This is a genomic window from Enterococcus sp. DIV0806c, from assembly GCF_051710905.1.
Classification (GTDB): Bacteria; Bacillota; Bacilli; order Lactobacillales; family Enterococcaceae; genus Enterococcus_B; species Enterococcus_B mundtii.
The window spans coordinates 567,912-594,525 of record NZ_JBIOLO010000001.1; the positions used below are offsets into that span (position 1 = coordinate 567,912).

Consider the following 26,614-nt stretch of genomic DNA (forward strand, 5'->3'; position numbering starts at 1 on the left):
AAGCGTTACCTTTATTTTTAGAATGAACAATTTATTTGTAAAGGAGAATGAACAATGGCAATTATTGGTGTAAGAATCGATGGACGTTTGATCCATGGACAAGTCGCGAATCTTTGGGTAACGAAGTTGTCGATTACTCGGATATTAGTTGTAGATGATGAGGTCGCAATGAATACAGTAGAAAAAAGTGGCTTGAAATTAGCCACACCAGCAGGAGTAAAGTTAAGTGTCTTACCAATTGAAAAATCCGCAGAGAATATTCTCGCTGGCAAGTACGATTCCCAACGTTTACTGATCGTCGCAAAAAAACCTGATCGATTGTTGAAACTTGTTGAACGAGGCGTGCCGATCAAGGAAGTCAATGTAGGGAATATGTCTCAGACAAATGAAACCAGATCAATCACCAAATCGATCAATGTGGTGGAAAAGGATATTGAGGATTTCAAACAGTTAAATGCGCGTGGGGTCCATTTGACCGCACAAATGGTACCAAGTGATAAGTCAGAAGATTTTATGAGTCTTTTGAATAAATAAGGGGGTTAAGTAGATGTCCATTCAATGGTGGCAAATCTTATTATTATCTTTATATGCAGGTTATCAGATTTTAGATGAACTACAAATTTATTCCTCAATGAGTGCCCCCGTTTTTGCCGGTTTGTTCACCGGATTAGTCATGGGGGATTTACAAGCTGGTTTAATTATCGGTGGTAGTATGCAATTGACCGTTCTAGGTGTTGGGACATTTGGCGGTGCTTCAAGGATCGATGCAAACTCCGGAACGATACTAGCAACTGCTTTTTCCATCTCATTAGGGATGAATCCAGAACAGGCAATTGCGGCTATTGCAGTTCCTGTCGCTAGTTTAATGATCCAATTGGATATTTTAGCTCGATTTGCGAATACGTACTTCGCTCATCGTATCGATCAACATGTTGAAACAATGAATTATAAAGCAATTGAACGCAATTATTTATTAGGTGCTCTTCCTTGGTCCTTGTCACGTTTGATCCCCGTCTTTTTAGCCTTAGCATTTGGTGGCGGATTAGTCGAAAACGTCGTCGCTGTACTAAATGGCGATTTGAAATGGTTAGGAGATGGCTTATCTGTCGCAGGAGCGGTATTACCAGCAGTCGGTTTTGCTATTTTACTACGCTATTTACCAGTCAAGAAACATTTTCCTTATCTGATTTTAGGTTTTACGATCACTGCCTTATTAGCAACGTTGTTCTCAAATGTCCAGTTGCTTGGCACGAGTGTCGCAAGTGTCGTCAAAGATTTGCCGGCAACCTTCAATTCATTACCGATGCTGGCAGTAGCAATGATCGGTTTCTCTTTAGCAGCGATCAGCTATAAAAACAATCAACGAACAGAAAACCAGCAAGTAGCAAGTCCCCATACAACCTCTGAGGAAGGAGAAATCGAAGATGACGAAATCTAATTACAAGTTAACGAAAGAAGACTTTACACAAATCAACCGCCGAAGCTTGTTGACCTTCCAATTAGGCTGGAATTATGAGCGGATGCAAGGTTCAGGCTATCTCTATACGATCCTGCCACAATTGCGAAAAATCTACGGAGATGATACGCCGGAATTAAAAGAAATAATGAAGACCCATACACAGTTTTTCAATACCTCAAACTTTTTCAATACGATCATTACTGGGATCGATTTAGCGATTGAAGAAAAAGAAGGTATTGCCTCAAAAGAAACTGTCTCTGGGATGAAAGCTGGATTGATGGGACCTTTCGCCGCGATTGGCGATTCCATTTTCGCCGCATTGATTCCGACCATTTTTGGGGCATTAGCCGCCAATATGGCGATCAATGGGAACCCCGCAGGTATTTTTATCTGGATCGTTGCCCAAATCGTAGTCATGGTTTTTCGTTGGAAACAATTGCAATTTGCTTACAAAGAAGGGATTTCTTTAGTGACCACGATGCAATCACGATTAACAGCGCTCACAGATGCCGCAACCTTGTTAGGGGTGTTTATGGTCGGTGCATTAGTTGCTACAATGGTGAATGTGCAAGTTTCCTGGGCGCCGAGCATTGGTGATGTGACGATGAACATGCAAAATAATATTGATATGATCCTGCCTAAATTATTACCAGCTGCGATCGTTGGCGGTGTCTATTGGTTATTAGGCAAAAAGAATATGACCTCCACCAGAGCAATTTTTATCGTCTTGATCATCTGTGTCGTTTTATCCGCTTTAGGTGTGATCTCAAAATAGGAGAGTGTTGAAAATGAGCAAACAGTTAGTTCTTGTCAGTCACGGACAACTTTGTGAAGGACTAAAGGCAAGTACCGAAATGATCATGGGACCGCAAGCTCATATTCATACAGTGCCTTTATTGCCCGAAGAAGGAACAGAGGATTTCAAAGAAAAATTTCTTGCGGTGGTTTCTTCGTTGGAAGACTATGTTGTTTTTTGTGACTTGATGGGCGGGACGCCAGCCAATACTATTGTCCAATTGATCATGGAAGGCGAAGCGATCGAATTATATGCGGGCATGAATATGCCAATGGTCATCGAGTTTATCAATAGTCAAATGGTCGGAACATCGCCGGAATATGTTCGTTCTGGTGCAGAGAATATTCTGAATGTGAACCAAGTAATTGCTGCATTGGCTGAAGAGGACGAATAAATCAATGTTTGACAACGTTTACAAAAAATAGTATCTTTTTAGATAGGATAGTGATTATTCAGTTAAGCTAGACCTGATCAACGGCCTTTAGGTGGTTGATTGGGTCTTTTTTTATACTCAATAATAAAATAACTGTAAGACTATCATACCAAACTGAAAAGGGGCAATGACTGATGAGTTTTCCAAAGAATTTTTTATGGGGTGGCGCAACAGCGGCGAATCAATGTGAAGGAGCATGGGATGTCAATGGTAAAGGAGATTCGATCAGCGATCACAATCGTGCAGGCAATCGGGAGATGGGGGAACGGCGCACATTTGATTTGGTGATCGATGAAACCAAGTATTACTATCCGAGCCATACAGCGATTGATTTTTATCATCGCTACAAAGAAGATATCGCATTATTTGCGGAAATGGGATTTAAAGCCTATCGTTTATCGATTGCATGGACACGGATTTTTCCTAACGGTGACGAAGAGCAGCCAAATGAGGACGGATTGAAATTTTATGATGCAGTGTTTGATGAGCTACATAAATATGGGATCGAACCGATCGTGACGATCTCGCATTTTGAGTTGCCGTTTCATTTGGGAAAAACATATGACGGATTTTTAGACAAACGAACGATCGACTGTTACGAACGCTATGCAACGACACTTTTTGAACGTTACAAAAACAAAGTGAAATACTGGTTGACCTTCAATGAAATCAATTTTGGTGTCTTAGAACATGGCAAACAAATCAATGGATTATTCAATCGAACTTATACGGAAACAGAAAAATATCAAGCCTTACACAATGTCTTCCTTGCTTCTGCTCGAGCGGTGATTGCTGGACATAAAATCAATCCTGATTTTCAGATCGGCTGTATGTTGGCGTATATCACGATGTACCCTAAAACCTGTCATCCATTAGATGTGTTGAAGACGCAACAAATGAATGACCGTTTAAATTATTTCTGTGGCGATGTCCAAGTCAAAGGAGCCTATCCTTATTACATGAAACGCTACTTTGAAAAAGAAAAAATCGAAGTGGACATCACAGAAGAGGATTTGGCACTCTTGAAGGAAGGCGTTGTCGATTATTATACGTTTAGTTATTACATGAGTACGTGTATTGCAGATGATCTAAATACTCGGTCAGATAAAAGTGGCGGCAATTTATTTGGTGGGGTGGCTAATGAGTATCTTGAAACAAGCGAATGGGGCTGGCAAGTTGATGCAGTTGGTCTAAGGTATACGTTGAATCAGATTTATTCGCGCTACGAAATCCCATTGATGGTCGTAGAAAATGGACTTGGAGCTGTCGATAAAATTGAACCAGATGGCTCGATCCATGATGACTACCGGATCGATTATCTCGCCCAACATGTCCAAGAAATGGGGAAAGCAATCGATGATGGCGTGGACTTGATTGGTTATACTTCTTGGGGCTGTATTGATTTGATCAGTGCAGGAACTGGTGAAATGAGTAAACGATACGGCTTTATCTATGTCGACCGAGATGACGAGGGTAACGGAACGTTGGCTCGCTCGCCTAAAAAATCATTTTACTGGTATCAAAAAGTGATTGCGACAAATGGTGAAAGCGTAGAAATGAAATAATTCGGTAGAAAATAGCCCACCTCCAATCGACTGGATGTGGGCTATTTAGTGAGAGATTTTGTAGGTTATGAGTCCAAAACCAACGATTATGATCGGTTTGATCTAGACGAAGTCAACTCATGTTATAGTAAAAAAAGTTGCTTCTGGCAGATAGTGGGGGTTGGGGAGCAGAGGTAACGGAATAGGACGCTCTTTTAACCAAATAATTAAAAAATATCCTAAGAAAAAGAGAAAGGGTGTTATTGTTAGACGATAACCGCTAGGATAGAAGGAGAGAAATAGTGAGAAAAATCAAAAATATCCAAATCATTCGATTGATCAAAATCATCCAGTTCGGTCTTTATTTTATGTCGTTGTTTTTATTTGCAAAATCCAGATATAAAGTGGCACTCTTACCTTTATCAGGCGGGACGATATTAGAAGTGCAACTCCCTAGAAAGTATGGTTGGGGATTTGTTAAAAATAAGGAAAATGTCTTTCTTTCTTCGAAAAAAACATGGGTCGAACCAATGGTTGCTTTGATTGTTTTAGTATTTTTGGTTGGTCTTGCCTGTTATTTTCTATAAAAATTCGAACAAATCGAGGAGGAGCAGAAACGATGGATCATATTTTTGTGAAAAGCGAGTTTGCACCACTAAAGCGGGTTGTTTTAGCACAGTCTGAATTTGGCTTTCCTACGAAAGAATTAACCGGTGTCGATTTCTTGACAGAAGAAAACCATGAGTTATTTAGTGGGCCTGAAGTGATAGGCAAAGACTTTAGTGAAGTTTTCCCAGAACAACAAAAAGCTTGGGAAGTCGAACGGAAGAATTTACAAAAAGTACTAGAAAAATATGGGGTAGAAGTCCTTTTACCAAGAAAGTTGACCTCTTTTGAAAAAGAACTAGGGCTAGAGTATGGCTACAGTAACTTTTTCACCAGAGACCCCTTTTTTACGATTGGGGATCTATTGATTGAAGGTTCATTGAAGCTCCCACACCGCAGAAATGAGATTCTACCAATTCGTGAGATACTCATGAATGAATCGAATGAGAATGACTGCTTGTATTTTTCTATTCCTAAGCCAGATATTTCGCAAGGTATCGATTCAGAACAAGGGCCTTTCTTAGAAGGTGGAGATGTTTTAGTATTAGGAAAAACGATTTTTGCAGGTAACTCAGGGTTAGCATCCAATACTCTTGGTATTGAATGGTTAAGAAATCTAGTTAAACGATTTGGCTACAAAGTGATCGAAGTGCCACTTCATCCGACGATCCTGCATTTAGACTGCGCGTTAAGCCTTGTCAAAGATGGATTGATGGTCGTGTGTGAAGAAGCGTTCCTAAATGGTATCCCAGAACAATTAAACCATTGGGATCGGGTAGAGGTGTCTTTAGCACAAGCCTCTCGATTGGCGACGAACGGACTGCCGATCAACGAGACAACGTATATCACAGATCCAGAATTTACTTTTATTGGTGAAGAATTAGAGAAACGAGGGATCACAGTCGAGTATATTGACTATAAATTGACAAGGATCTTTGGTGGTTCTTTCAGATGCAGTACGCAACCGCTTCTGAGGAACTAAGTGGAAACGATCCTAAATATGGGAAAAGGAAGGTCATTGCAGAAATGGTAAAAATCACAAATTTTCGCGATATCGGTGGCATCAAAAATAGAAATGGCAAAGAAGTTTTAACAAATGTTTTCTTGCGTTCAGGTGAACTATCTAGTTTGACAGAAGAAGATGCTAGACATTTAGAAACCACCTATCGTTTAAGTAAAATCGTTGATTTACGCGGTGAAGATGAAATTCAGGCTCGACCAGATAAAACGGTTCCACAGACGAAATATATCCATATCGACATCATGAAAGATGTGGCAGACGAAGGCGCTGGGCTGGAAGATTTTGTGAAGATCGGCTCCCCTGAAAAAGCCACGAACTATATGACAAAAATATATGAAGATATCGCCTTGAATCCGACTTCGCAGAAAGGGTATGCTCGTTTCTTCCAAGAAGTACTTACTATGGATCAAGAGGAAAGCCTTTTATTTCATTGTTTTGCTGGGAAAGATCGAACGGGAATCGCAGCCTTGCTAATATTAGAGTCATTAGACGTTCCTCGCAAGGCAATCTATGTCGATTATCTACGTACGAATGAACTACGTAAAAAAGAAAATGCGATGATTTTGGCGCAAGCAAAAAAAGTCCACTTGAATGAGGGGAATCTAGCTGCTTTAGATGTTGCGTTGAATGTGGACAGCAGTTACTTGGACCGTTTTTATCAAGTGGTAGAACAGGAATACGGGTCGATCCAAACCTATTTGAAACAAGTCCTGGCTATCGACCAATTAAGTTTACAGGCAATGAATAATCAATTTCTTAAAGGTTGAGTTGCTATTTTTCATTACTCCGAAAGTTAAAACATTGATTTTTCAAAAAATGTAAGAAAACAATCATATTATAATCAACTGTATCGATAGACTTGCTGATCTAAGAAATTAGGTCAGTTTTTTTGTCTTCCAATACTCAAGAGAACAGTTGAAAAGGGATTCGGTTTATTTTGAGGAATAAATATCTTTTTTTAGGGGAATTGAAGTGGATCTCAGGTTGTGCATCACATTGTCTTAAGGGTTATAAAGATGTGATTTTTAGTATAATGTAATTTTTGCTTTTAGTTTATTCTAAGTAAGGATTTGAGCTGTTTTTATATTTTCTTTCGAATGTTATTTTATTTTTACTTAATCATTCTTTTATATTAGGGAAATAAGCGTTAGTACAGTAATTTTTCTACATTAGAAAAAAACAATAAATGAATTAAGATTAAATGAGGTGATATATTGTTGAAAAAAAGAGAGCTTTTTTATTAATAGCTGAGAGATTAGATACATGATTAAGATATATTGTTTTTTTGAGTAGGCTATAAGCTATTAATGACAAATTCTTTCACTTATATAGAGTTAGGGTGGGTGGCTACATGAGAAAGAAAGGTTTGTGAAAAAAACAACTTTTGATTTTCAATGTTGTGATGATGCTTTTGCCAGTTGGGCAAGTAATTGCGATTCACGTAGAATCGAAGGAATCACCAGAAGCACATAGCAATGACGAATTGGTTTTAAAAGACGATGTGTTCCATTTTAATAATATTCCGCAAGAAAACGGGACAGAAGAGTTTTCTCAATTTGAAGAAATTGAAAATGATAGGCTCTATGAGGGAGCGGAGATAAGTACTGAACTTATAGAAGCGCCTGAGTGGACTATTGAACAAAGCGATGTAGAAGCGTTTGTTAATGAGACTGAAGGGTTTGATCCTGCAGCCGTTGAATCTGGTCAACTAGGAACGATTCCATGGACAGTCGATGCTTCTGGGACACTGACTCTAGGTTCTGGCATCTTCGATGAGGAAAATAATGTTGGTGGTCGATATGGAGCGATGGATTATTTTAATCATACGTCCGCGAATCAAGAAATGATCAACAGCATCGTTATCACGGGCAGGATCGAATTACGGGGAAGTTTGATTGGAACAAGAAATAGTGTCTTATCGAATGCTGAGCAGGGGGAACATAACCAAGGATTTTTTGGAAAATTTACGAAATGTCCAAACAATTGAAGGAATGGAGTATTTAGATACGAGTCAAGTAACAAATATGAACGTATGTTTACCCAGATGCGCAATTTAAGAGAAATAGATGTGAGTCATTTTGATACAAGAAATGTAACGAATATGAACAGTCTGTTTTATCGAATCTCATCGGTTTGCTCTTTCATGTTATCTGGTCAAAAAGAATAGCTGAAAAATATCATCTTCTTATTGATCAGATAGTCTGTTTATGAGGTAACTAACAAGCTCTTCTGTGTTACATCAAAAAAAGATCCGTTCGACTAAGAAACAGAAAGTCGAACGGATTTTCTTTTTGTTAATTGACTAGCAACTATCATCTGCGTCTTGGTTTTAGACTGTTTAGACCATGTCTAAACATTGCATCAAGAAGCGGTGACCAAGCGTTGGTTGTAAATTTAGCTTCTTTACCAGTCGCTAAGCGATTCATTTGTTGTTCATAATAAGAAAGACTAATAATGCTCCCAGCTTTTTTGTCGAGATTTTTCAGATGTGTCGTTAGACGTGGTAACTGAATGGCTTGAGCATGTCCTTCTGCTAGTTGATTTGGCAACTCTGGATTCATTGCTAGTGCTCGTGCTAGTCCAACCATTGCAATTTTTTCTTTAGTGATTACTTCTTCCATTGTTTCTGGTTGTGTCAGTCCACCAGTTAGAATGATTGGGGTTGTCACTTGCTGTTGGATATCTTTAGCAAAATCAAGGAAAAATGCCCCTTTCCCAACCTCCATGAATTTTGTTTTTTCGTAATTGCCACCAGAAATCTCAACAAAATCGATCCCTAGTTCCGCCATTTTTAAAATAACTTGACGCGAGTCTTCTTCACTAAACCCTTGAGCAGTAAAATCTGTGGAATTAAGTTTTAAACCAACAATAAATTCCGGTGTAGTGGCTTCTCTTAGCCCTTGGTAGATCTCAAGAAGGAAACGCATCCGATTTTCCAAAGAACCACCGTATTGGTCGGTTCGCTGATTATCTGCTGGAGAAAGAAATTGGTTGATGAGATAGCCGTGTGCACCATGGATCTGTACTCCAGAAAAACCAGATTCTTCCGCTATTTTACCAACTGTGACAAATTGTTCCACCAGTGTTTTGATCTCTTTAGTAGTTAGTTCTCTTGGAGGATTAAAAAATCCTTGAAGTTCTTCACCTATTGGTTGAGCAGTAGGTGCAACCGGTTGTGAGTTCATTGTTTTGGGTGACTGTTTGCCGGGATGATTGATTTGTAAAATAAATTTTGTATGGTTTTCTGTTCCAGCTTTGGCCCAGGCTTTTAAAATTGATTTATCTGTATTTTCATCTATAACAACATTTCCAGGTTCACCTAAATGATCACGATCGACCATGACATTTCCTGAAATTAAAAGTCCACTACCGCCTTGAGCCCAACGGTGATAAAGATGAATATGTTTTTCAGTTGGGTTATTTTCTTTGTCGGCAAGTGTTTCACTCATTGCAGATTTGACGATTCGATTTTTTAAGATTGTTTGATTTGGTAAAGTGATTTCTGATAATAGCATTGAATTCTCCTTTTATTTCAGTATTTTTTTTAAAAGTTTCAACGACCGATTTGAATAAGGTGGGAATAATCCAGGAACGTTGAAGGTTGAACGATTTTCATAGACTCCTTTTTGATGAGAAAAGGTAAGAAAACTATATTTTCCGTGATAGCCACCGATACCAGATTCTCCTACACCACCGAAAGGTAAATGAGGATTGGCTACATGTTTCAGAACATCATTGACCGTCACATTTCCTGATGAAATAGCGGCCATGAGCTGTTCTTGTTTCCAATTCGATGTTGTAAATAGATATAGTGCTAAAGGTTTTTCATACTGTTTAACTTGAGAAACCGCATCATCGATGGTATCAAAAGTCAAGATTGGTAAGATCGGCCCAAAGATTTCTTCTTGCATCGTTGCGGCATCATGACTAGGTAAATCTAAAATGGTGGGTTCAATATATAAATCTTCCCGATCTGTTTCACCACCAAATACGACAAAGGAGTGGTCAGCTTCTAACATCTGTTGCAATCGGATAAAATGGCGATCATTGATGATCCTGCCATAGTCTGTGTTATTTCGGATATCAGAACCATAAAATTCTTTCGTGGCAATAATCATTTCTTTGATCAATGTGTCTTTTCGTTTACGGGACACTAAAACATAATCTGGCGCAATACAAGTTTGTCCGTTGTTCTGCAATTTTCCCCAAACGATGCGCTTTGCTGCTACTTTTAAATTAGCAGTATCATCAACGATCGCGGGACTTTTTCCACCTAATTCTAAAGTGACAGGAGTCAAGTGTTTGGCAGCAGCTTTCATCACGATCTTTCCGACAGGAACGCTACCAGTGAAGAAAATATAGTCGAATCTTTGTGCGAGTAATTCAGTCGTTACGTCCACACCACCTTCGACCGAGGCAATGTATGTTTTGTCAAAAGTTGAATGAATCAACTTTGTCAGAACTTTAGCCACATTTGGTGCTAATTCGCTTGGCTTCAAAATCACCGTATTCCCTGCAGCAATTGCCCCAATCAGTGGCTCAATAGCTAAATGAAAAGGGTAATTGAAAGGAGCAATGATCAACACTTGTCCATAAGGTTCATACTCAAGATAACTTTTCCCCCACATATAAATCGGTGTATGAACGGTTTTTCGCTTGGCGTATTTCTTTAATTTTTTGATCATCTCAGAAATACTTTGATAGACAACACCAATTTCAGTGACATATGCTTCGTGTGCTGGTTTTCGCAAATCTTTGAATAATGCTTGTGTCAATTCAATCTCTATTTCTTGCATCGCCTGTTTCAGTTTGATTAATTGGGCTAATCGAAAGTCGATTGATTTTGTTTTTCCTGTTTCAAAAAAATGTTGTTGATCCTGTAAAAGTTGGTTGATCATCCGTTTTCTCCTTTTAATATATTTATATGTTCGAACTTATGAACCTATTTATTTAAAAAGAAAGGCCGAAGCCTTTTTATATTTTTTCTAATAGTTGCATAAATCCTTTCAAGTTACGTTTGATACAAGCAACATCTAAATAATAGATCCGCTCTTTGCCACGTTTTTCGACATACACAATCCCTGCTTGTAAAAGCAACTTTAAATGATGAGAAATAGCGGGGCGAGAAATAGACATTTCTTCTGTGATTTCTGTCACACTTAAACCACCTTTTTCTACTAGCAAACTGACGATTTCTTGACGATTTTCTTCTTGTAATGTCGTAAATAGGGGCGTGGAATCGCGTAATAACGCTAAAAATGTTTCTCGCATAGTGACCTCCTTCAATTTGTTAATTCAAGTGTAACATAATATGTTTAAACTTGTCAACTTGTTATAGGAAGTCATCATAAGCATGTTATTTTTTAGTTTATTCACTTATTTATTATTAGTATTTTCACATAATTTTTGATATACATGTTTACAATCTATTTTTTTTTAAGAATAGGTATAAAAAGCAAAAGAGGTGTGAAAAATGCGAGAGTTACAGTTAAAATTTATTACAAATACGATTACAGAAAGGTGGATGCGGATTTTAAATGTGATCGAACAACAGAATATGTTTACGATTGTCGGATTGTCACAGCAACTTGGTGTTTCTAAACGGACGATCCTAAAAGATGTCAGTGAACTGAAAAATTACTTTGAAGAGAGTGCGATTTTTGAGTCAAATACCACTGGCTATTTTTTTAAAGAAAAAAATCGACGACTGTATCATGAAGACAAAGAAGCATTGTTACAATCGGAGATTTGGTTTGAAATTATCAGTGACATTTTTTATGGAGAACTAGTATCTGTCGGAGAATTAGCTGATCGCTATAATTATTCAGAAAGTACGATGCTACGATCAGTCGCTCAAATCAAAGAGGTTTTAAAAGAATATCAGCTTTCACTTAGCTTAAAACCAGTGGACCTTGTGGGAAAAGAAGGAAATATCCGCAAGTTTTTTTTTGATTTTTTTTATGAAGGAGAACCAACACCGTATACGGTCTATCCCCCGGAAAGTATCCACCAAATGTTTTTGGATAAGTTAGGTGAGCGTCTTGGTAAGTATGAGATAGGAACAGGGATCATGGTCACAGGATTTTATTACTGTTTGTATATCACGATGATCAGAAATAAGAATGGGCATATCATCTCTTTACCTCGTAGGATAAAAGAGATCGATTTTAGCAATGAGACAGATTTTTTATTGATGTCCGAATTGATTCCACTGATCAAAAAAGAGTATGGTATTTCGATCCACCAAGATGAAATCATTTGGCTTTTTTTGATCATAATCAGCAAACGAACAATTGATCATATCGAGCAAGAGACTGTCTTTTTGGAGAAGTATAATCAGTGGCCTGAAATAGAACCAGTGATTGAATCTTACTTCCAATTATTCAACATCGACCGAAAGACTGATCCCATATTATCCACCTTTCTTTCTGCCTTTTTTCTGGGGAGGAAAATCAATAATGAAATGGCACCAATACTGAATAAATTGTTAAGTGAAGAAATTATTATCATCAAAGATCTCTATGGTTTAGCCTATGAGAAAAATCGACAATTTATTCATGAAAACCAATCATTGCTGTCTTTCTCAGAGAAATATTTAGAAGATATCATAGCAAGTTTAACGATGTATACAGAAATCTTGTTCTCTTATTATTCACCCAAGAAAACAGTGTTGTTTCTTTTGGAAGGTAATCATTTACTCGTTCAGTTGATCAAAGTCCAAGCCAATCAACTGTTGTCGAAGCAGCATCATGTGCTGTTTGTTCCGTTACATGAATTAACAGAAGAACGTTTGAACGTTGAGCATGTTGATTTGATCGTAACGAATTATCGTCCTTATTTATTGGATTACCAGTTGAACAAGGACTATTTGTTGATCAATCGAGTCCCTAATAGAAATGATTGGGTCAACATTTTTACTCAGTTGAATCCTTTACTCAATAGTATGCTGTAAGAAGTAAAAAACGACATTAATCGATGAAGTAACTAAAGAGATTAACTGATCTCCGCGGTTCTTCATCGATTTTTTGTTGTGCAACTAAAAGAGCGAATCTATCAAAGTCACATAGTGAAAGTAGGAACAAGCCACTTCACTAGTTAGTGAAAAATATGAATTTCTTTTCTTTTTGCGCTACGTTAATCTTATTTATGCAGAAAGTAATGATAATTACTATTATGTGAGAAAGGTTATAGGAGGAGGGAAATGAATCGTAAAAAAAAATACATACTAAGCCTGAGTATGTTACTTATTCAATGTTATGCACCGTTGGTTGTATACGGGACAGAGGTTCGATCGGTTGAAACAGAGGGGACAGTCGGTTTTACAGGCGTGTATGAAATGCCTGGAGATCCAGTACCAGCGCCAGAAGTCGAAATCAAACCAGATTTCCCAAAAGAAATCGCTCAACAACCGTCAGAGGAGAGAGATGCCAGTCACAGAAGATTGCCAAAAACGAATGCACAACAAATGAGTAGTTGGATAATTTTAGGGGTTTTTCTTGTGATAGTGACACTTAGTTTTTGGTTTTGGAAATACAAAAAGAAAAAACAATCATAGAAAGTAGGACGTGTATAAATGAAATTAGTGAGATTAGCAACAATTGCAGCCTTATCATCAACAGTTTTTGCCGGAGGTATGACTGTATTTGCAGAAGATGGTTCCACAGACACATCAAAAGAAGTGCGTAATGTAACAACTAATGGAACGATTGAATTTACACCAAATGAAGATGAAGAGCTAGTCGTTGTTCCGCCAGTAAAAGAACCAGATGTCGAGATTGAGCCTGAAGTGCCAGGAACAACTGGACCTTTATCGATCATGAAAGCTGTCACAATGGATTTCGGTTCACAAGTCATTTCAAATCAAGATCGAACATACAATATGGTTGCAGAAAAACAACAAAAAAAGGGAACAACTGGTGAAGAAAACAAAGTCCCTTATGTCAGTTTTGCACAAGTACAAGATGTCCGTGGAACGAATGCTGGTTGGAATCTGCAAGTACGCATGACCGACTTTAAAGCAACGAATACAACAAATGATACATTGCTCGGTGCAGAAATTTCATTGTTGGATCCAAGAATCCAGTATGAAGGAAGCACGGCTAGTAATGCGCCAGTAGCTCATCCAGCTGGAATGAAATTAATACCAAATGCTTCTGCGGTATCCGTGATGACAGCAGAAAAAGAAAAAGGCGCAGGGGTATCTTCAGTTGTTTGGGGGAACCAAGCAGACCTAGATGCACAAGAGGCGAACGATGAAGTTGAAGTAGTAACAAATAATGCGATCCAATTGTTTGTTCCTGGTTCTACAGCAAAAGATGCGACACAATATAAATCAACATTGACTTGGGAATTATCCAATACACCTGATGTTAGTGGTGTAAATTAACAAGATAAAAAATATGAGTAACATAACGAATCATAATCATTAAGAAGCAACCGATTTTAGTTTATAGAAGTGAATGTGGTAGCGTTACAATTTTGTAGCGCTACCTCCTTTAAAGAAAGGGGTAAGTTTATGAAAAAGACAAGTACATATCGAAAAAATAAAATCCAACAAGTGGGAATCGTATTACTCGTCATGGTTGTCAGCCTGATGGCTCCCATGTTGGTTGGAGCGGAAGAAGGAACGTTGAATTTTTATGTAACGCCTGAGTTCTCAGAAAATCAAAAATCAGGAAATGATCGTTATTTTCAATTAAATCTTGCACCAGACACGACAGAAAAGCTAACGTTGAAACTACAAAACGCAAACGCAGAGGCAAAGAAAATCAAAATCACGCCACATACTGCTTATACCAACGTGATGGGGGTCGTAGAATATGGACAAGATGCGGAAGAAGCAGATCCAACGCTCAAACATTCGTTGGCTGAGTTGATTGAACAACCAGAAATCATTGAGCTTGCTGGAAATGAAACAAAGACCGTTACGCTTGACTTGAACATGCCTACAGAAGAATTTGAAGGATTATTAGCGGGTGGATTACGAGTGTCAGAAGTCAAAGAAGAAGCAACAGAAGAAACGAGTAATGAAGAAGGTGTCGCCATCCAAAATGAGTTTGCGTATATCATCGGTGTGGTTGTGAGCAACAAACAAGATGCTGTACAACCGGATTTAGAGTTGTTAGATGTTTTTGCTGACCAACTCAACTATCGCAATGTGATCAGTGCGAATCTACAAAACTTCACCCCGACCTTCGTGAATCGCTTAGAAGTCGAAGCTACGGTTCAAAAAGTGGGCGAAGAAGAGATTTTATACCAAGCCAGTCAAGAACAGATGCAAATGGCACCAAATTCGAATTTTAATTTCCCGATTTCTTTGGAAGGTGATCGTTTTCGCAGTGGTGACTACGTATTGAAAATGACGGCGCGTTCTGGGGAAGACGAATGGCAATGGGAAAGAACCTTTACGATCGAAGCAGATGAAGCACGAGCATTGAATCGTGCGGATGTTATGGTCGATACGAGTATTAATTGGTGGATGATTGGTTCAATCATGTTACTTGTTTTATTGCTTGGAATAATTCTTTACCTAATCCATAAAAGAAAAAAAGAGCAACCGAATAAGAGTAATGAGAAGGAGTGAATACAATGCCCTCAAGATTAAGAAGAACGATGCTTTTTTTAGGGACGACAATTTTAGTGATACAAACAGTAATTATACCGATCGGCATGGTCTACGCAGAAACCACGATGGACAATGTGGAACATGAGCCAATGGAACGTCCTGCTATCCAAAACTCCTTAAAAGAACTATCCAGTAATCCTAACTTTTTCTTTTCTCAATCTCAATTGCAAGGAACGATAAAAGTTCCGCTACAAGTGACGTTCTTTTCTGATCAAGAAGTGTCAGAGGCACGAGTGGTCTTACCAGAGGAAGCAACGCTTATCCAAGACCAATTGTCGTCAGGGATTTCAATCGAACAAGGAGAGCAGCCTCATGAATGGATCGTTCAGTCAAAACATGCGCAAAATACGTTTGTCCTTCCTTTGGTATTTGACAAGACAGGAAACTATGAACTGTCTGTGGAAGAAACGACGACTCAGCTAAAAATCAGTGAGCCAGAAGCGATCAGTGATGGACTTCCAGCTGAAGAAAGTGACTCCCCTGATGAGGAGCTAGGCGGACAAAAGGAATCAAAAGAGGGAGAACATATAATAGAAGAAAATCAAGAGGATGATCAGACATCCGAAGAAGCTCCGCAGGATCAACAAACAAAGGAGAAAGAGCCTTTCGTAAGTGTTTCAACATGGGAAGAATTTCAAAAAGCCATAAGTAACGATGATGTACAAAAAATTATTTTGGAAAACGACATAGTCAGAAACGCTGGAGCGGCAGGAACGATCAACAGAAATATAGAAATTGACGGACAAGGATGGTCGATAAATTTTGCCAATAATACTGCTGGATTCACACTTGGAGCAGTGAGCGTAGAGACGACAATTACTTTAAAAAATATAACAATAACAAAACCGGGAACTACAGCAATTTTTACAGGTACAGCAGCCAACAGTCAAAGATGGACATTAAATTTTGAAAATGTTCATACAGGAAGTGGGAATGTATCTGGTTTAGTTAATGCACCGAATGCAAAGGCAGGATATATAGGTGGCGAAAATACTTATAGGTCGACTATGAATGCGCGTGATGATGCTGTCTTCCGAGTCAATAAATTTTTTGCTCGAAATGGAAGTAAAGTAAGTATGGACCTGCAAGCAAAGTTAGCACAAATTTCAGGCGTATTACCGGTAGTTCAAATTACGGATGAAGACACTACAGTTTCTATTAATACAACTTCAACAAGCTCTGGTAGATACGGAGGGGTTATCAGACTAGATTCAAATGAATCGCTTATTGAGGTTAACAATGGAGCATCTTTGAAAATAGAAGCCCCTCAAACTAGTGCGCTTCTTTATGATACTGCTACGAATTCAAGAATTTTGGTAGACAATGGCTCTAAAATGGAACTTTACTCTTCTCTTCTTAATGGAAATGATGCAACAGTTAGATTTTATGGGGCTGCAAGCCGAGGTTCTCGATTTGATATAGATAATAATAGTACTGTTATTATTGAGGCTGAAGAAGGAGCTGCTCCGGCAGTAAGATTTCGTGCGGATGGTCAATTCTTTGTAAAAGGAAATAGTAAATTACAAATGTACAATGGTGGAAACGGATCACCTAATAATTCGGCGAATCAAGGGATAGAATTTGCTAATGATGGTGGAGTGTTTGATTTGAGTGGCGTGGGAACAGAAGTAAATATTGTCTCTGATTTTGGACCTGCTATTGGTGGAAACAGTTCGATGGAAATCAATGTTAGGGAAGGAACTAGTTTTACAGCAATTGGAAGATCGAGCACTGCATCAGGTGCAATATTTAATGGTTCAGTTAGTAATATAACTATTGATAATCCACTTTTTTTTGATTTTAAAAATACACGTCCAAACGGAGGCAATATATACAGTGTATCGGCATCCTCTATATTTGATTTGAAAAATTCTAATTTTGCAGCATGGGCTAATGGTTCTAATTTTGATCTTGAAGCAGAAAAGTATTGGAATATGATTGATTTTGAATTAACGGGAAGCAATTTTAATACTATTAGAAAGACTAGCGATCCGGAATCATTTAATACAAGTACTTTTGGACCGGCTGGAATGACTGCATATAGTAGAATTAGTGCAAATAACGCACGTGCTGTTGTAGATGAATTAAGAGTTCCTACCAATGCAGATAAGTCTATTTTTGGTCATGTAAGTATTCCGGAAGGGAATGACTATAGATCAGCGTTTGAAGGCGAGGTAGAACTAGAGATAGAAATTGAACGACTTACTGGAGAAAAAGAAACACATAGAGCAGTTACTAAAGTAGATAGTATCTATGGTGAAGCAGATAGAGAGGGGATATTTGAAATAAAATTACCGGATCTTTTAAATGAGGGAGATCGGATTAGCGTTCTATCTGCTTTTCGCGGTGTTGGTGAAGTTGGAGTTCCAAGTTTACCGGACGATATCAAAATAGATAGTGTTGTCGTCTTTCCAATTATCCCACCAAAACCAGTGGAGTTTCCTTTGAATACCATCGGAAAAACAGCAACACATGTTCAGGGATATGTTGAAAACAAAGAGGTTGAAATAACCGCAACTCATAATGGACAAATCTTTGACACTTCTGATGTAACGGTAGACAACGAGGGTAACTTTATCCTGGATTTATCTGACTTAACTTTAAAAGAAGACGATGAGATTCAGGTCTTTCTAAGAGATGCGGAAGGCTCGGCAGAAGCCGCAGGTGTGATCAATCCGCCAGAAACCAATAACGCACGTGGAAATATCAACCCAGCTGCTGACTTAACATTTCACGATGTAACTTTTGAACCGGCTACGACATTAATCGTTGAGGATGTAGGACCTTTCTCACCGGTAGATCCTTTGGATCCAGAATTAGAAGTGAAACCTGAAAATAAACCAGAATTGCCAGAAGATCAAGGGCAACTAAGTATTGACTTTATTTCGTCCTTCAATTTTGGCTCACAAGCTATTTCTGTTCATGAACAAACCTATTATGCCCAACCTCAACGATTGTTGAATGAAGATGGGACAGTGAAAGAGAACGAAGAGCGACCAAATTATGTTCAAATCAGTGATCGTCGACCGGACAATGAGCGAAGTGGCTGGCAATTATCGGTTACCCAGAATGGACAATTCAGTAATCAAAATGGTCATGAATTGATTGGTTCGGAAATCCAATTGAGTAATCAACAATTGGCGACAGCACAAAGCGGAACTGCGCCTGAGCTACAGGAAGAATCCATGCAGAGGATTTTACCAAATACGAAACAAATCTTATTACAGGCAGATAAGGAATCTGGAACTGGCACGTGGATCTATCGGTTTGGTGATCAAGAATCGGCAGATAAGAGTGTTGGTCTCTATGTACCGAAAGGAGCGTATCCAGAAGCTGAGCAATATACAACGTCGTTAACATGGGAATTAAGTAGTGTTCCAGAAAATCAATAAAGAAAAAGAGTTGTGACAGCCATATACAGTTTCGAAAAATAAGCCAGAAAACCCCAAGATTTTTAGGGTTTCTGGCTTATTTTTGCTAACATTCTTTTTTGAATACATTTACTAAGTTTTAGAGAGTGTGAGAGGACGAATATTATCTCATTTCTTTCATTCTCTTAAAACTGAGGGGGAAAAGTACTATTATATAGTAGAAAACTTTCTGTAAAAAGTGGGAAGAAAACGAGAGATCCCTTTACACTAGAGTAACTATAACGTATATAATCTATATAAGGTGTGCTGTCACCATTAACGTTGATCGGCACAGAAAAAGAAGTAAAAAAAAACGAAGCAAGCGAATATGGAGATAAATATGATAAAGAATAAATTGCAACAATACAAAATATTATTGATATTATTGATTCTTGTAGCTGTTTCGCTGATTATTTTTTTGAATCAAATCATTTATGCGTGGTTGATCGTGGAAATGTTTGCCTTTCTTCTTTGTGGCTATTTAGTGATTTTTGATCAAAGAGAAGCAACCTCTAAAATCGCTTGGATCTTAGCGTTATTATTTTTACCGATCGTTGGGATCATGCTGTACTATCTGATTGGTCGTGAGCCACGATTACGCAAGTTATCGAAACAGCAACTAGAGAACGAACGAAACATACAAGAAACGGTGTCCAAGATTCTTCAGGAACATTCAGAAATCATTCATGCCAAGCACGATCTTTCCAAAGAAATTTTCCATCTTTCCGCAAAGTATCCCACAAAAGACAATCAATTGACATTGTTAAAAGAAGGAACGGATGCTTTTGCTTCATTGGTGCAAGATATCAAACAGGCAACACATCATGTCCATGTTTTCTTTTATATTATAAAAGGGGATGAAACTGGCGAAGAACTAGTTGCTGCTTTGATCGAAAAAGCTCGACAGGGAATCAAAGTACGTTTTATGTATGACAGTGTCGGATCAATTGCTTTCCCGAATCGATTATTAGATACGATGCGAGAAAATGGTGTAGAGGTAAGAACCTATGATCTATTGAATTCACCGTGGCTGAGTAACAAAGCCAATTGGCGCAATCATCGGAAAATCGTTGTGATCGATGGGGAAATTGCACACACTGGTGGTATGAATATCGGGAATGAGTATAGTGGACGCGGGAAAAAGTTTTCTTATTGGCGGGATACGAATGTTCGAATCGAAGGGCCTTCTGTACTCGAGTTGCAGGAATGTTTCGTTTATGATTGGTTATTTCTCGATGAAGGGACGGAAACAATCACTTATTTCATCAACCAGCAAGAGCTGTATTTTCCCTTACAAACGGAACAACCAAAAGGTTCAGAAATCGTACAGGTTGTTTACGGAGGGCCGTATGATCAGGAGAGGATCATCAAAGACTCTTTCAATGACTTGATTGGTAAAGCAGTTGATTCGATCAAGATTGCTATGCCTTACTTTATTCCAGATGAAGAAACACTTGGGGCGCTTAGACGAGCAGCTCGCTGTGGGATCAACGTGCAATTGATCATACCAGGAAAAGGCGATCGCGGGATTTCATTTCATGGGACGAACTCGTTTATTGATGATTTGTTATCGGCAGGAGTTGAAGTGTCGATCTACGATACGACTGCATTTATCCATTGTAAATACATGATCGTTGATGATGTGGTCGCAACGATTGGATCAACTAATTTTGATATTCGCAGTTTTTATCTCAATCATGAACTGTCAATGTTCATTTATGGTCCATCAAAAACGATCGATGAATTGAACGTCCATTTTACAGAAGATTTAGCCCACGCTGAAAAGGTCAAAAAAGACGAATGGCAACGGCGAAGTGCATGGACGAAAATCAAAGAGAAGATCAGTGGCTTGTTTGTGCCGATACTTTGATAGAAGCAACGGAATCAGCGCATAAGAAGTTGCCATTAGCATAAGACAGAATAGACAAAGCGTTTCTTACGTGTTTGTTTCTTCTGTTTTTTCTTTTATCCTTTCTTATTGTTTTATAACAATACAATGCGCAATAAAATAAGTTTTTTTAGAGATATGCTACTATAGAGATAGATATAGAGTGTTTTTTTACAGTTGGATCATACGAGTTTGCATCTGTGAAAATGTGCTTTGAGACTTAGAAAGTAAGAGGTGATTTTGTGAAAAATAAACAGAAATCAGTCATTGTTCTGGGAGGTGGACTTGGTGGTTTGTCTGCAGCAGTTTCCTTAGCCCAAGAAGGATTCGACGTATCGCTATATGAAAAGAACGATCATTTAGGGGGGAAATTGAACCGTTTAGAAGCAAATGGGTTTGGCTTTGATCTAGGTCCATCGATTTTGACGATGCCCCAAATTTTTGAAAAACTGTTTCTCACGAGTGGCAAACAGATGGCAGATTACATTCCGATCGAACGGTTAGATTTGCAGTGGCGTTCTTTTTTTCCTGATCACACAACGATTGATCTATACAGTGATTTAACGAAAATGGCCCAAGAAAATCCTTTGCTGACTGCAAAAGACATGATGGAGTATCAAGATTTTTTAGACTATGCGAAGGAAATCTATGGGGCCACAGAAGTCGGTTATTTTGACAAAGGGCTTGATTCGACAATGGAGATTTTAAAAGAACATGGTGTGATCAAAGCGTTGAAAGGGTTTGATTATTTTTCTTCGATGCATGATGGAATCGCTAAACGTGTGAGTCATCCAAAAATGCAAGATATCTTAGGGTATTTCAGCAAATATGTCGGTTCCTCTCCTTATGATGCGCCAGCGGTTTTAAATATGATGAGTTATATGCAGCATGAGCAAGGAATTTGGTATGTTCCGGGCGGGATGCATAAAATTGCTGAAGGAATCGTCAACCTTGGGAAAGAGCTCGGCGTAGCGTTCCATACTGGCTGTCAGGTTGAAAAACTAAATGTAGTGGATGAACAGATCCGTTCGGCACGACTAGCGGATGGGACGGTGATCGAAGCAGATTATTTTGTTTCGAATATGGAAGTGATCCCAGCTTATGAACAATTATTAGATGAAAAACCAGCGTTTACAGAGAAGTTAGAAAAGAAATTTGAACCCGCAAGTTCAGGTTTTGTCTTGCATCTAGGTGTTAATAAAGAATACCCACAATTAGCCCATCATAATTTTTTCTTTTCGAATGCTTCTAAAGAAAACTTTGATCAAAACTTCCATCAGCATCAGTTGCCAGACGACCCAACGATCTATCTTGTGAATGTCAATAAGACTGATCCTTCTCAAACCATCGAAGGACATGAGAACATCAAGATTTTACCGCACATCCCTTATTTACAAGATCAACCATTTACAGAGGCAGAATACGATGCCTTTCGGGAGCGTATCTTGATCAAATTAGAAACGATGGGGTTAACGGATTTGAGAAAACATATTGTCTATGAAAATCGTTGGACCCCGGAAGATATCCAAAAAAATTATTTATCCCATCGTGGAGCAATCTATGGGACTGTATCTGATCGCAAGAAAAATCATGGGTTCAAACATGCAAAACATAGTGAACGCTATGACAACTTATACTTTGTGGGTGGGACAGTCAATCCAGGTGCCGGTATGCCAATGGTCACTTTGAGTGGGCAACAAGTGAGTGACAAGATTGCCCGAAGAGAAGCGGATGTATAGGAAGGAAGGCTTATTTTGTTACTAATAATGATCGTCCTTTTTGTCGCTTGGCTTTCAGGTTGGTGTATCTTTTATCGACTGCCATTCATCACAAACCTAACCTCTGCAAAACGTTTTGACACAAATGTTTCAATTATTATTCCTGTACGTAACGAAGCAAATACGCTCCCCAAATTGCTACAATCGATCCAAAGGCAAACGATCCAACCACGAGAAATCATCGTCGTGGATGATGCTTCCACTGACGGTACAGCAGAAATCGCCAAAAACTTAGATGCAACAGTTTTCTCAAATGATCGTGAACAGCATGGAAAGGCGGCTGCTTGTTGGTTAGGTGCAACAAAGGCCCAAAGTGAGCATTTCTTATTTTTAGATGCAGATACATTTTTTCAGACAGACAATAGTTTGGAAAGACTATTGAATGAATACGAAAAAAGAGGGAATAGTGGCTTGCTGTCGCTTCAACCGTTTCATCAAACTGTTCGCTTTTATGAACAGCTCTCGTTTGTTTTCAATGTGGTCATTCTGGTAGGGTTGAATACTTTTTCTGTGCTAGGTGAAAAATTAAAAGCAGCGGGGGCGTTCGGGCCGTGTATCTTATGCTCGAAAACCGATTACTTCCAAGTCGATGGGCATAAAGATATACCTAGTGGGATCTTAGATGACATGGCTTTAGCCAAACGGTTTCAAAAGGCAGGATTCCCCATCCATTTATATGGTGGGAAAGAGTTGATTGCTTTTCGCATGTATCCTGAAGGTTTCAAGCAATTGATCCAAGGATGGACAAAGGATTTTGCCACAGCTTCTAGAGCAACCAATCCCTTTATTTTGTTAGGAGTCATCCTCTGGATAAGTGGCGGAGTTGGTACGGTGTTGGCTTTTGGTATGGCACAATGGCCGCTTGTACTGGTCATCTATTGCCTGTATGTGCTCCAATGTCTTGTATTTGCCAAACGTGTAGGAAATTTCAAGCCGATTTTCTTGTTCGTTTTTCCGTTCTTTTTTATCTTCTTTCTTTTCTTGTTTTTGTGGTCGTTGATCCAAACCTATCTTTTGAAATCAGTGACTTGGAAAGGAAGAAAAATCAAACTTTAGGAGGTTTTTATGCCACTGATCCATTTGACCACTGGAGTATTAGTGATGCTTGACATTCTTGCCTGGTTTATTTTCCATTTAGGTATTTCTTACGGTGTCCGCCAAATCGCTGACTCATTTTTTGAAAGAAAGCGTCGTTGGTTTCGTTCCTTTTCTTTTGAAAAGCAAGGAGTGATTTGGGAGAAAAAATTTCGGATAAAAAAATGGAAAGATAAGCTGCCAGATGGTACTGTGATTGCTAAGCGAGGATTCGATAAATCTAGGCTTGGTAAGACTGATTCCGCCGCACTGAAGAAATTCATCATCGAAACACAAAGAGCAGAGCTGACGCATTGGCTATTGATCACGCCAGCGTTCCTTTTCTTTTTGTGGAATCCAAAATGGGCGGGGTGGGTCATGGTTTTTTATGCGCTTCTTGTCAATGTCCCATTCATTATGATCCAACGCTATAATCGGCCACGATTGGAACGAGTCCTAAAAAAAGTAAAAAAATAGCATTTAGTTGGGGCGCAATCGGTTTAGCTCTGAGAAATAAGGCGGAACCTACAAAATTGCTTTTCAAATTTTTGTGGGTCCCTCTTTATGTCGATAATGGTTTCTTCGATTCGCAGCGTTTATTCCATGTTAAGTTGAAAAGGTCTGGTCATTCGGTCTATCTCTTTCTAAAAACGAATAAATGGTTTTCTAGAAGTGAATACTACATAAACAAGCACCAAAATCCATTGATGAATAATTGTGGGGTTTTGGTGCTTTTTAGCGGAGCTTAACACTTTTATCAGAATCTCACAAACTGTCTTTTGTGCAAAGTTAGTGATTCAAAATGTAGGAATGCTCAAAATAAAGTTGATTTTTTTGAAACTTTTCTTAGAAAACGATCGTCTAATTAAGTATAAAAAAAGAAAGCGGAGTGAGCGTATGAAACATGACAAAAACTATTCATTTTTAACGATAGAGCTAATTTTCCTAGTCTTATTGTTCCTGTTTACTAGCCTCTTTTTATTGATGTATTCAATGGATACATTTTCAATCAGAGAAGAAAAACAAAAGGAAATAGAGATAAATGAATTAAAGAGAAGGGAAGATACGCAACTAAGTAAGGAAGCAAACAGGGATTTTACGAAAATACTGGGTCATATATATTATTTGAGGTGAAACAATCAATGCAAATCATTTTTCTGAGAGAGGGAGGTGTCTAATATTTTTAATCGGATCGCAAAAAAGCATCGAGTCAAATATTATGAATCTCAGTTAGAACAGTTGATTGAGACACAATATCAAAAAATGTATCGGATCGCTTATAGTTATACACACAGTTCGGAGGATGCACTAGATGTTATCCAAGATAGCTTTCAAAAGGCGTTGATGGATTTCTCAAAGGTAAAGAAGATTGATCATTTTCAAGCTTGGTTTTATAAGATCTTAGTCCGAACAGCAATTGATCATTGGCGTAAGAATAAACGAATGCCTTTGAATTTTGAATTGGAAGACGGTCCAGGACTTGAATTCATCGATTTTCAAAATGATGTTTCTTACATGGAATTACGAGAATTATTGAGCCAAACGCCTAGCCCAGAACGCGAGATCATTATCTTGAAATTTTTTGAGGGATTTACATTGAAAGAAATTGCGCATATTTTAAATTTAAATGAAAATACCGTGAAAACAAAAATGTATCGCTCGCTAGATAATTACAAAGAAATTTTAAAATAAAGGAGAGTGAATAGCGAAATGGGAGGAACAAAGAAAAAAATAAGTATGATGAATCAGGCGTATCAAGCGGGTGAAATCCCTGAACAACTAGAAGAAGAACTTTTTAAGCGTTTTGTGATTGCAAAGAAAAAAGTGAAAGTGAAACGACAAGTGAAAAAAGCTAGTCGTATCAGCTTGGGGATCGCCTGTTCAGCACTTATTTTGTTCGCAAGTGTTCAAAATAGAGACTTTCGCGTATGGGCGACAGAAATCCCTGTTCTCGGAGAGTTGGTTTCGATCATTACTGGTAAAACCTATTCATTCCAAGAAGAAAAAGCAGGTGTCTCGATTGCTGTACCAAAAATAATGGGGAAAGAAGAAATCCATGACCAGTTGAATCGAAAATATCTCGCAGAGGGACAACGAGCTTATGAGGAAGGAATGAAAGAAATCAAGAAAAACGGGCAACAGATTGATACAACAGGTGGATATCGCATATTGGTCAATGATGAGCGTTTTTTAGTGATTGATCGTTCAATCGAACAGACAATTGCGAGTACGCAAACGAACAATCAATTTGACACGTTAGATAAACAAAATGAGGTAATTGTGTCTTTGCCTTTATTATTTAAAAATGATGATTATCTCATTGCACTTTCAAAGGAAATTGAAGAACAGATGAAAAATCGTATGGAAAAAAATCCAGAATCAACTTATTTTGCTCTAGAGGATCATGGCTCATTTTTATTAAAAAAAGATCCTAGTTTTTATATCAATAAAGAACACCAGCTTGTTATCTTCTTTGATAAATACGAGGTAGCACCTGGTGCTATGGGGACACAAGAATTCGTTATTGATACAAATAAAATCCAATCTTTATTGGCTGACCCAAACTATTTGAACTAAAGCTTTCAAACTTTACGAATAGAATCGTTCTTTGCTGAGAATAGTAGCATCAACCGGTAAAATCTTTTTTACATGTTTACCGGTTGACGCTTTTTAGGCTGAGAGAAATAACATTCAATAGTGGCCGAAGAATCCAATACTTGGCTGAACTACTCAACCGCTTGCTTGACGATTTCTTGCCAAAAATGAAAATATTCCTCTTCTAAATCGATCGAATCAAGTTCATCCCAAGCGATAAAGCCCTCGTTTACATAAAAGCCATCTTCTGTCATCTTTTTTTGAATCGTTCCTCGATAGTTTTCTCCCTTTTTTGTTTGGATCGTAATTTCTTGTTTGGCAATATAAGCAGTGATTATGACAGTCTCGAAATGATTCTTTACCATTGTCATCGGTAGCGCCTCCC

25 protein-coding genes are annotated in these 26,614 nt (G+C 38.3%); 21 read left to right on the top strand and 4 right to left on the bottom strand.

Annotated elements, in window-relative coordinates; translation table 11 throughout:
* The first annotated feature begins 54 nt into the window (after nucleotides 1-54).
* The 10 genes from IGK77_RS02665 (at nucleotide 55) to IGK77_RS02710 (ending at nucleotide 8,026) form a co-directional block, all read left to right on the top strand.
* On the top strand, nucleotides 55-534 hold the full coding sequence (locus tag IGK77_RS02665) for a PTS system mannose/fructose/N-acetylgalactosamine-transporter subunit IIB (RefSeq protein ID WP_074801682.1): 480 nt from the start codon (nucleotides 55-57) through the stop codon (nucleotides 532-534).
* Nucleotides 535-547: 13 nt separating this feature from the next.
* Complete coding sequence (locus IGK77_RS02670) at nucleotides 548-1,438, top strand: PTS mannose/fructose/sorbose/N-acetylgalactosamine transporter subunit IIC (protein WP_062805684.1); 891 nt, start codon at nucleotides 548-550, stop codon at nucleotides 1,436-1,438.
* Nucleotides 1,425-2,234, top strand: a complete 810-nt coding sequence (locus tag IGK77_RS02675; protein WP_074801680.1) for a PTS system mannose/fructose/sorbose family transporter subunit IID — start codon at nucleotides 1,425-1,427, stop codon at nucleotides 2,232-2,234. The genes IGK77_RS02670 and IGK77_RS02675 overlap by 14 nt, the downstream gene beginning before the upstream one ends.
* 13 nt (nucleotides 2,235-2,247) lie before the next feature.
* On the top strand, nucleotides 2,248-2,649 hold the full coding sequence (locus tag IGK77_RS02680; RefSeq protein ID WP_074801677.1) for a PTS sugar transporter subunit IIA: 402 nt from the start codon (nucleotides 2,248-2,250) through the stop codon (nucleotides 2,647-2,649).
* A 173-nt stretch (nucleotides 2,650-2,822) separates the two neighbouring features.
* Nucleotides 2,823-4,253, top strand: coding sequence for a glycoside hydrolase family 1 protein (locus tag IGK77_RS02685; protein WP_074801674.1), 1,431 nt, complete (start codon nucleotides 2,823-2,825; stop codon nucleotides 4,251-4,253).
* A gap of 281 nt (nucleotides 4,254-4,534) precedes the next feature.
* Nucleotides 4,535-4,819 carry a hypothetical protein gene (locus IGK77_RS02690; protein WP_074801671.1) on the top strand — a complete coding sequence of 95 codons (285 nt, stop codon included), beginning with the start codon at nucleotides 4,535-4,537 and terminating at the stop codon, nucleotides 4,817-4,819.
* Nucleotides 4,820-4,851: 32 nt separating this feature from the next.
* Nucleotides 4,852-5,820 (top strand): dimethylarginine dimethylaminohydrolase family protein, encoded by a 969-nt coding sequence (locus tag IGK77_RS02695; RefSeq protein ID WP_074801669.1) that lies wholly within the window; start codon nucleotides 4,852-4,854, stop codon nucleotides 5,818-5,820.
* Complete coding sequence (locus IGK77_RS02700) at nucleotides 5,790-6,626, top strand: tyrosine-protein phosphatase (protein ID WP_081355953.1); 837 nt, start codon at nucleotides 5,790-5,792, stop codon at nucleotides 6,624-6,626. The genes IGK77_RS02695 and IGK77_RS02700 overlap by 31 nt, the downstream gene beginning before the upstream one ends.
* A 617-nt stretch (nucleotides 6,627-7,243) precedes the next feature.
* Nucleotides 7,244-7,846 (top strand): hypothetical protein, encoded by a 603-nt coding sequence (locus IGK77_RS02705; RefSeq protein WP_074801665.1) that lies wholly within the window; start codon nucleotides 7,244-7,246, stop codon nucleotides 7,844-7,846.
* Nucleotides 7,847-7,891: 45 nt separating this feature from the next.
* Nucleotides 7,892-8,026, top strand: coding sequence for a hypothetical protein (locus tag IGK77_RS02710; protein ID WP_081355952.1), 135 nt, complete (start codon nucleotides 7,892-7,894; stop codon nucleotides 8,024-8,026).
* 145 nt (nucleotides 8,027-8,171) lie between these two features.
* On the opposite strand, the gene IGK77_RS02715 is transcribed toward IGK77_RS02710, so the two are convergent.
* The 3 genes from IGK77_RS02715 to IGK77_RS02725 form a co-directional block, all read right to left on the bottom strand.
* A complete protein-coding gene (locus tag IGK77_RS02715) occupies nucleotides 8,172-9,374 on the bottom strand; it encodes an NADH:flavin oxidoreductase/NADH oxidase family protein (RefSeq protein WP_074801661.1) in 1,203 nt (400 codons plus the stop codon).
* Nucleotides 9,375-9,386: 12 nt separating this feature from the next.
* Nucleotides 9,387-10,757 carry an aldehyde dehydrogenase gene (locus tag IGK77_RS02720; RefSeq protein ID WP_074801657.1) on the bottom strand — a complete coding sequence of 457 codons (1,371 nt, stop codon included), beginning with the start codon at nucleotides 10,755-10,757 and terminating at the stop codon, nucleotides 9,387-9,389.
* A gap of 76 nt (nucleotides 10,758-10,833) precedes the next feature.
* Nucleotides 10,834-11,130, bottom strand: coding sequence for an ArsR/SmtB family transcription factor (locus tag IGK77_RS02725; protein WP_010736298.1), 297 nt, complete (start codon nucleotides 11,128-11,130; stop codon nucleotides 10,834-10,836).
* A 202-nt stretch (nucleotides 11,131-11,332) separates the two neighbouring features.
* On the opposite strand from IGK77_RS02725, the gene IGK77_RS02730 reads away from it, so the two are divergent.
* The 11 genes from IGK77_RS02730 to IGK77_RS02780 all read left to right on the top strand — a co-directional run bounded on the left by IGK77_RS02730 (nucleotide 11,333) and on the right by IGK77_RS02780 (nucleotide 26,211).
* Complete coding sequence (locus IGK77_RS02730; RefSeq protein ID WP_074801654.1) at nucleotides 11,333-12,811, top strand: helix-turn-helix domain-containing protein; 1,479 nt, start codon at nucleotides 11,333-11,335, stop codon at nucleotides 12,809-12,811.
* Nucleotides 12,812-13,060: 249 nt separating this feature from the next.
* Complete coding sequence (locus tag IGK77_RS02735) at nucleotides 13,061-13,414, top strand: LPXTG cell wall anchor domain-containing protein (RefSeq protein ID WP_074801651.1); 354 nt, start codon at nucleotides 13,061-13,063, stop codon at nucleotides 13,412-13,414.
* Nucleotides 13,415-13,432: 18 nt separating this feature from the next.
* Entirely contained in the window at nucleotides 13,433-14,245 is an 813-nt protein-coding gene (locus tag IGK77_RS02740; protein WP_074801648.1) for a WxL domain-containing protein, read from the top strand.
* A gap of 129 nt (nucleotides 14,246-14,374) precedes the next feature.
* Nucleotides 14,375-15,442: a DUF916 and DUF3324 domain-containing protein gene (locus IGK77_RS02745; protein ID WP_438712917.1), complete on the top strand. Its 1,068-nt coding sequence runs from the start codon at nucleotides 14,375-14,377 to the stop codon at nucleotides 15,440-15,442.
* A gap of 5 nt (nucleotides 15,443-15,447) precedes the next feature.
* A complete protein-coding gene (locus IGK77_RS02750) occupies nucleotides 15,448-18,876 on the top strand; it encodes a WxL domain-containing protein (protein WP_074801636.1) in 3,429 nt (1,142 codons plus the stop codon).
* Nucleotides 18,877-19,234: 358 nt separating this feature from the next.
* Nucleotides 19,235-20,764 (top strand): cardiolipin synthase, encoded by a 1,530-nt coding sequence (gene cls, locus IGK77_RS02755; protein WP_074801633.1) that lies wholly within the window; start codon nucleotides 19,235-19,237, stop codon nucleotides 20,762-20,764.
* Between the two features lie 260 nt (nucleotides 20,765-21,024).
* Complete coding sequence (locus tag IGK77_RS02760) at nucleotides 21,025-22,521, top strand: phytoene desaturase family protein (protein ID WP_074801631.1); 1,497 nt, start codon at nucleotides 21,025-21,027, stop codon at nucleotides 22,519-22,521.
* 15 nt (nucleotides 22,522-22,536) lie between these two features.
* A complete protein-coding gene (locus IGK77_RS02765; RefSeq protein WP_081355950.1) occupies nucleotides 22,537-23,616 on the top strand; it encodes a glycosyltransferase in 1,080 nt (359 codons plus the stop codon).
* A gap of 9 nt (nucleotides 23,617-23,625) precedes the next feature.
* A complete protein-coding gene (locus IGK77_RS02770) occupies nucleotides 23,626-24,111 on the top strand; it encodes a glycosyl-4,4'-diaponeurosporenoate acyltransferase (protein ID WP_074801627.1) in 486 nt (161 codons plus the stop codon).
* Between the two features lie 693 nt (nucleotides 24,112-24,804).
* Nucleotides 24,805-25,326: an RNA polymerase sigma factor gene (locus tag IGK77_RS02775; protein WP_108173526.1), complete on the top strand. Its 522-nt coding sequence runs from the start codon at nucleotides 24,805-24,807 to the stop codon at nucleotides 25,324-25,326.
* 18 nt (nucleotides 25,327-25,344) lie between these two features.
* Nucleotides 25,345-26,211 (top strand): RsiV family protein, encoded by an 867-nt coding sequence (locus tag IGK77_RS02780; protein WP_074801618.1) that lies wholly within the window; start codon nucleotides 25,345-25,347, stop codon nucleotides 26,209-26,211.
* A gap of 149 nt (nucleotides 26,212-26,360) precedes the next feature.
* On the opposite strand, the gene IGK77_RS02785 is transcribed toward IGK77_RS02780, so the two are convergent.
* Nucleotides 26,361-26,600: a hypothetical protein gene (locus IGK77_RS02785; protein ID WP_074801613.1), complete on the bottom strand. Its 240-nt coding sequence runs from the start codon at nucleotides 26,598-26,600 to the stop codon at nucleotides 26,361-26,363.
* Between the last annotated feature and the right edge of the window lie 14 nt (nucleotides 26,601-26,614).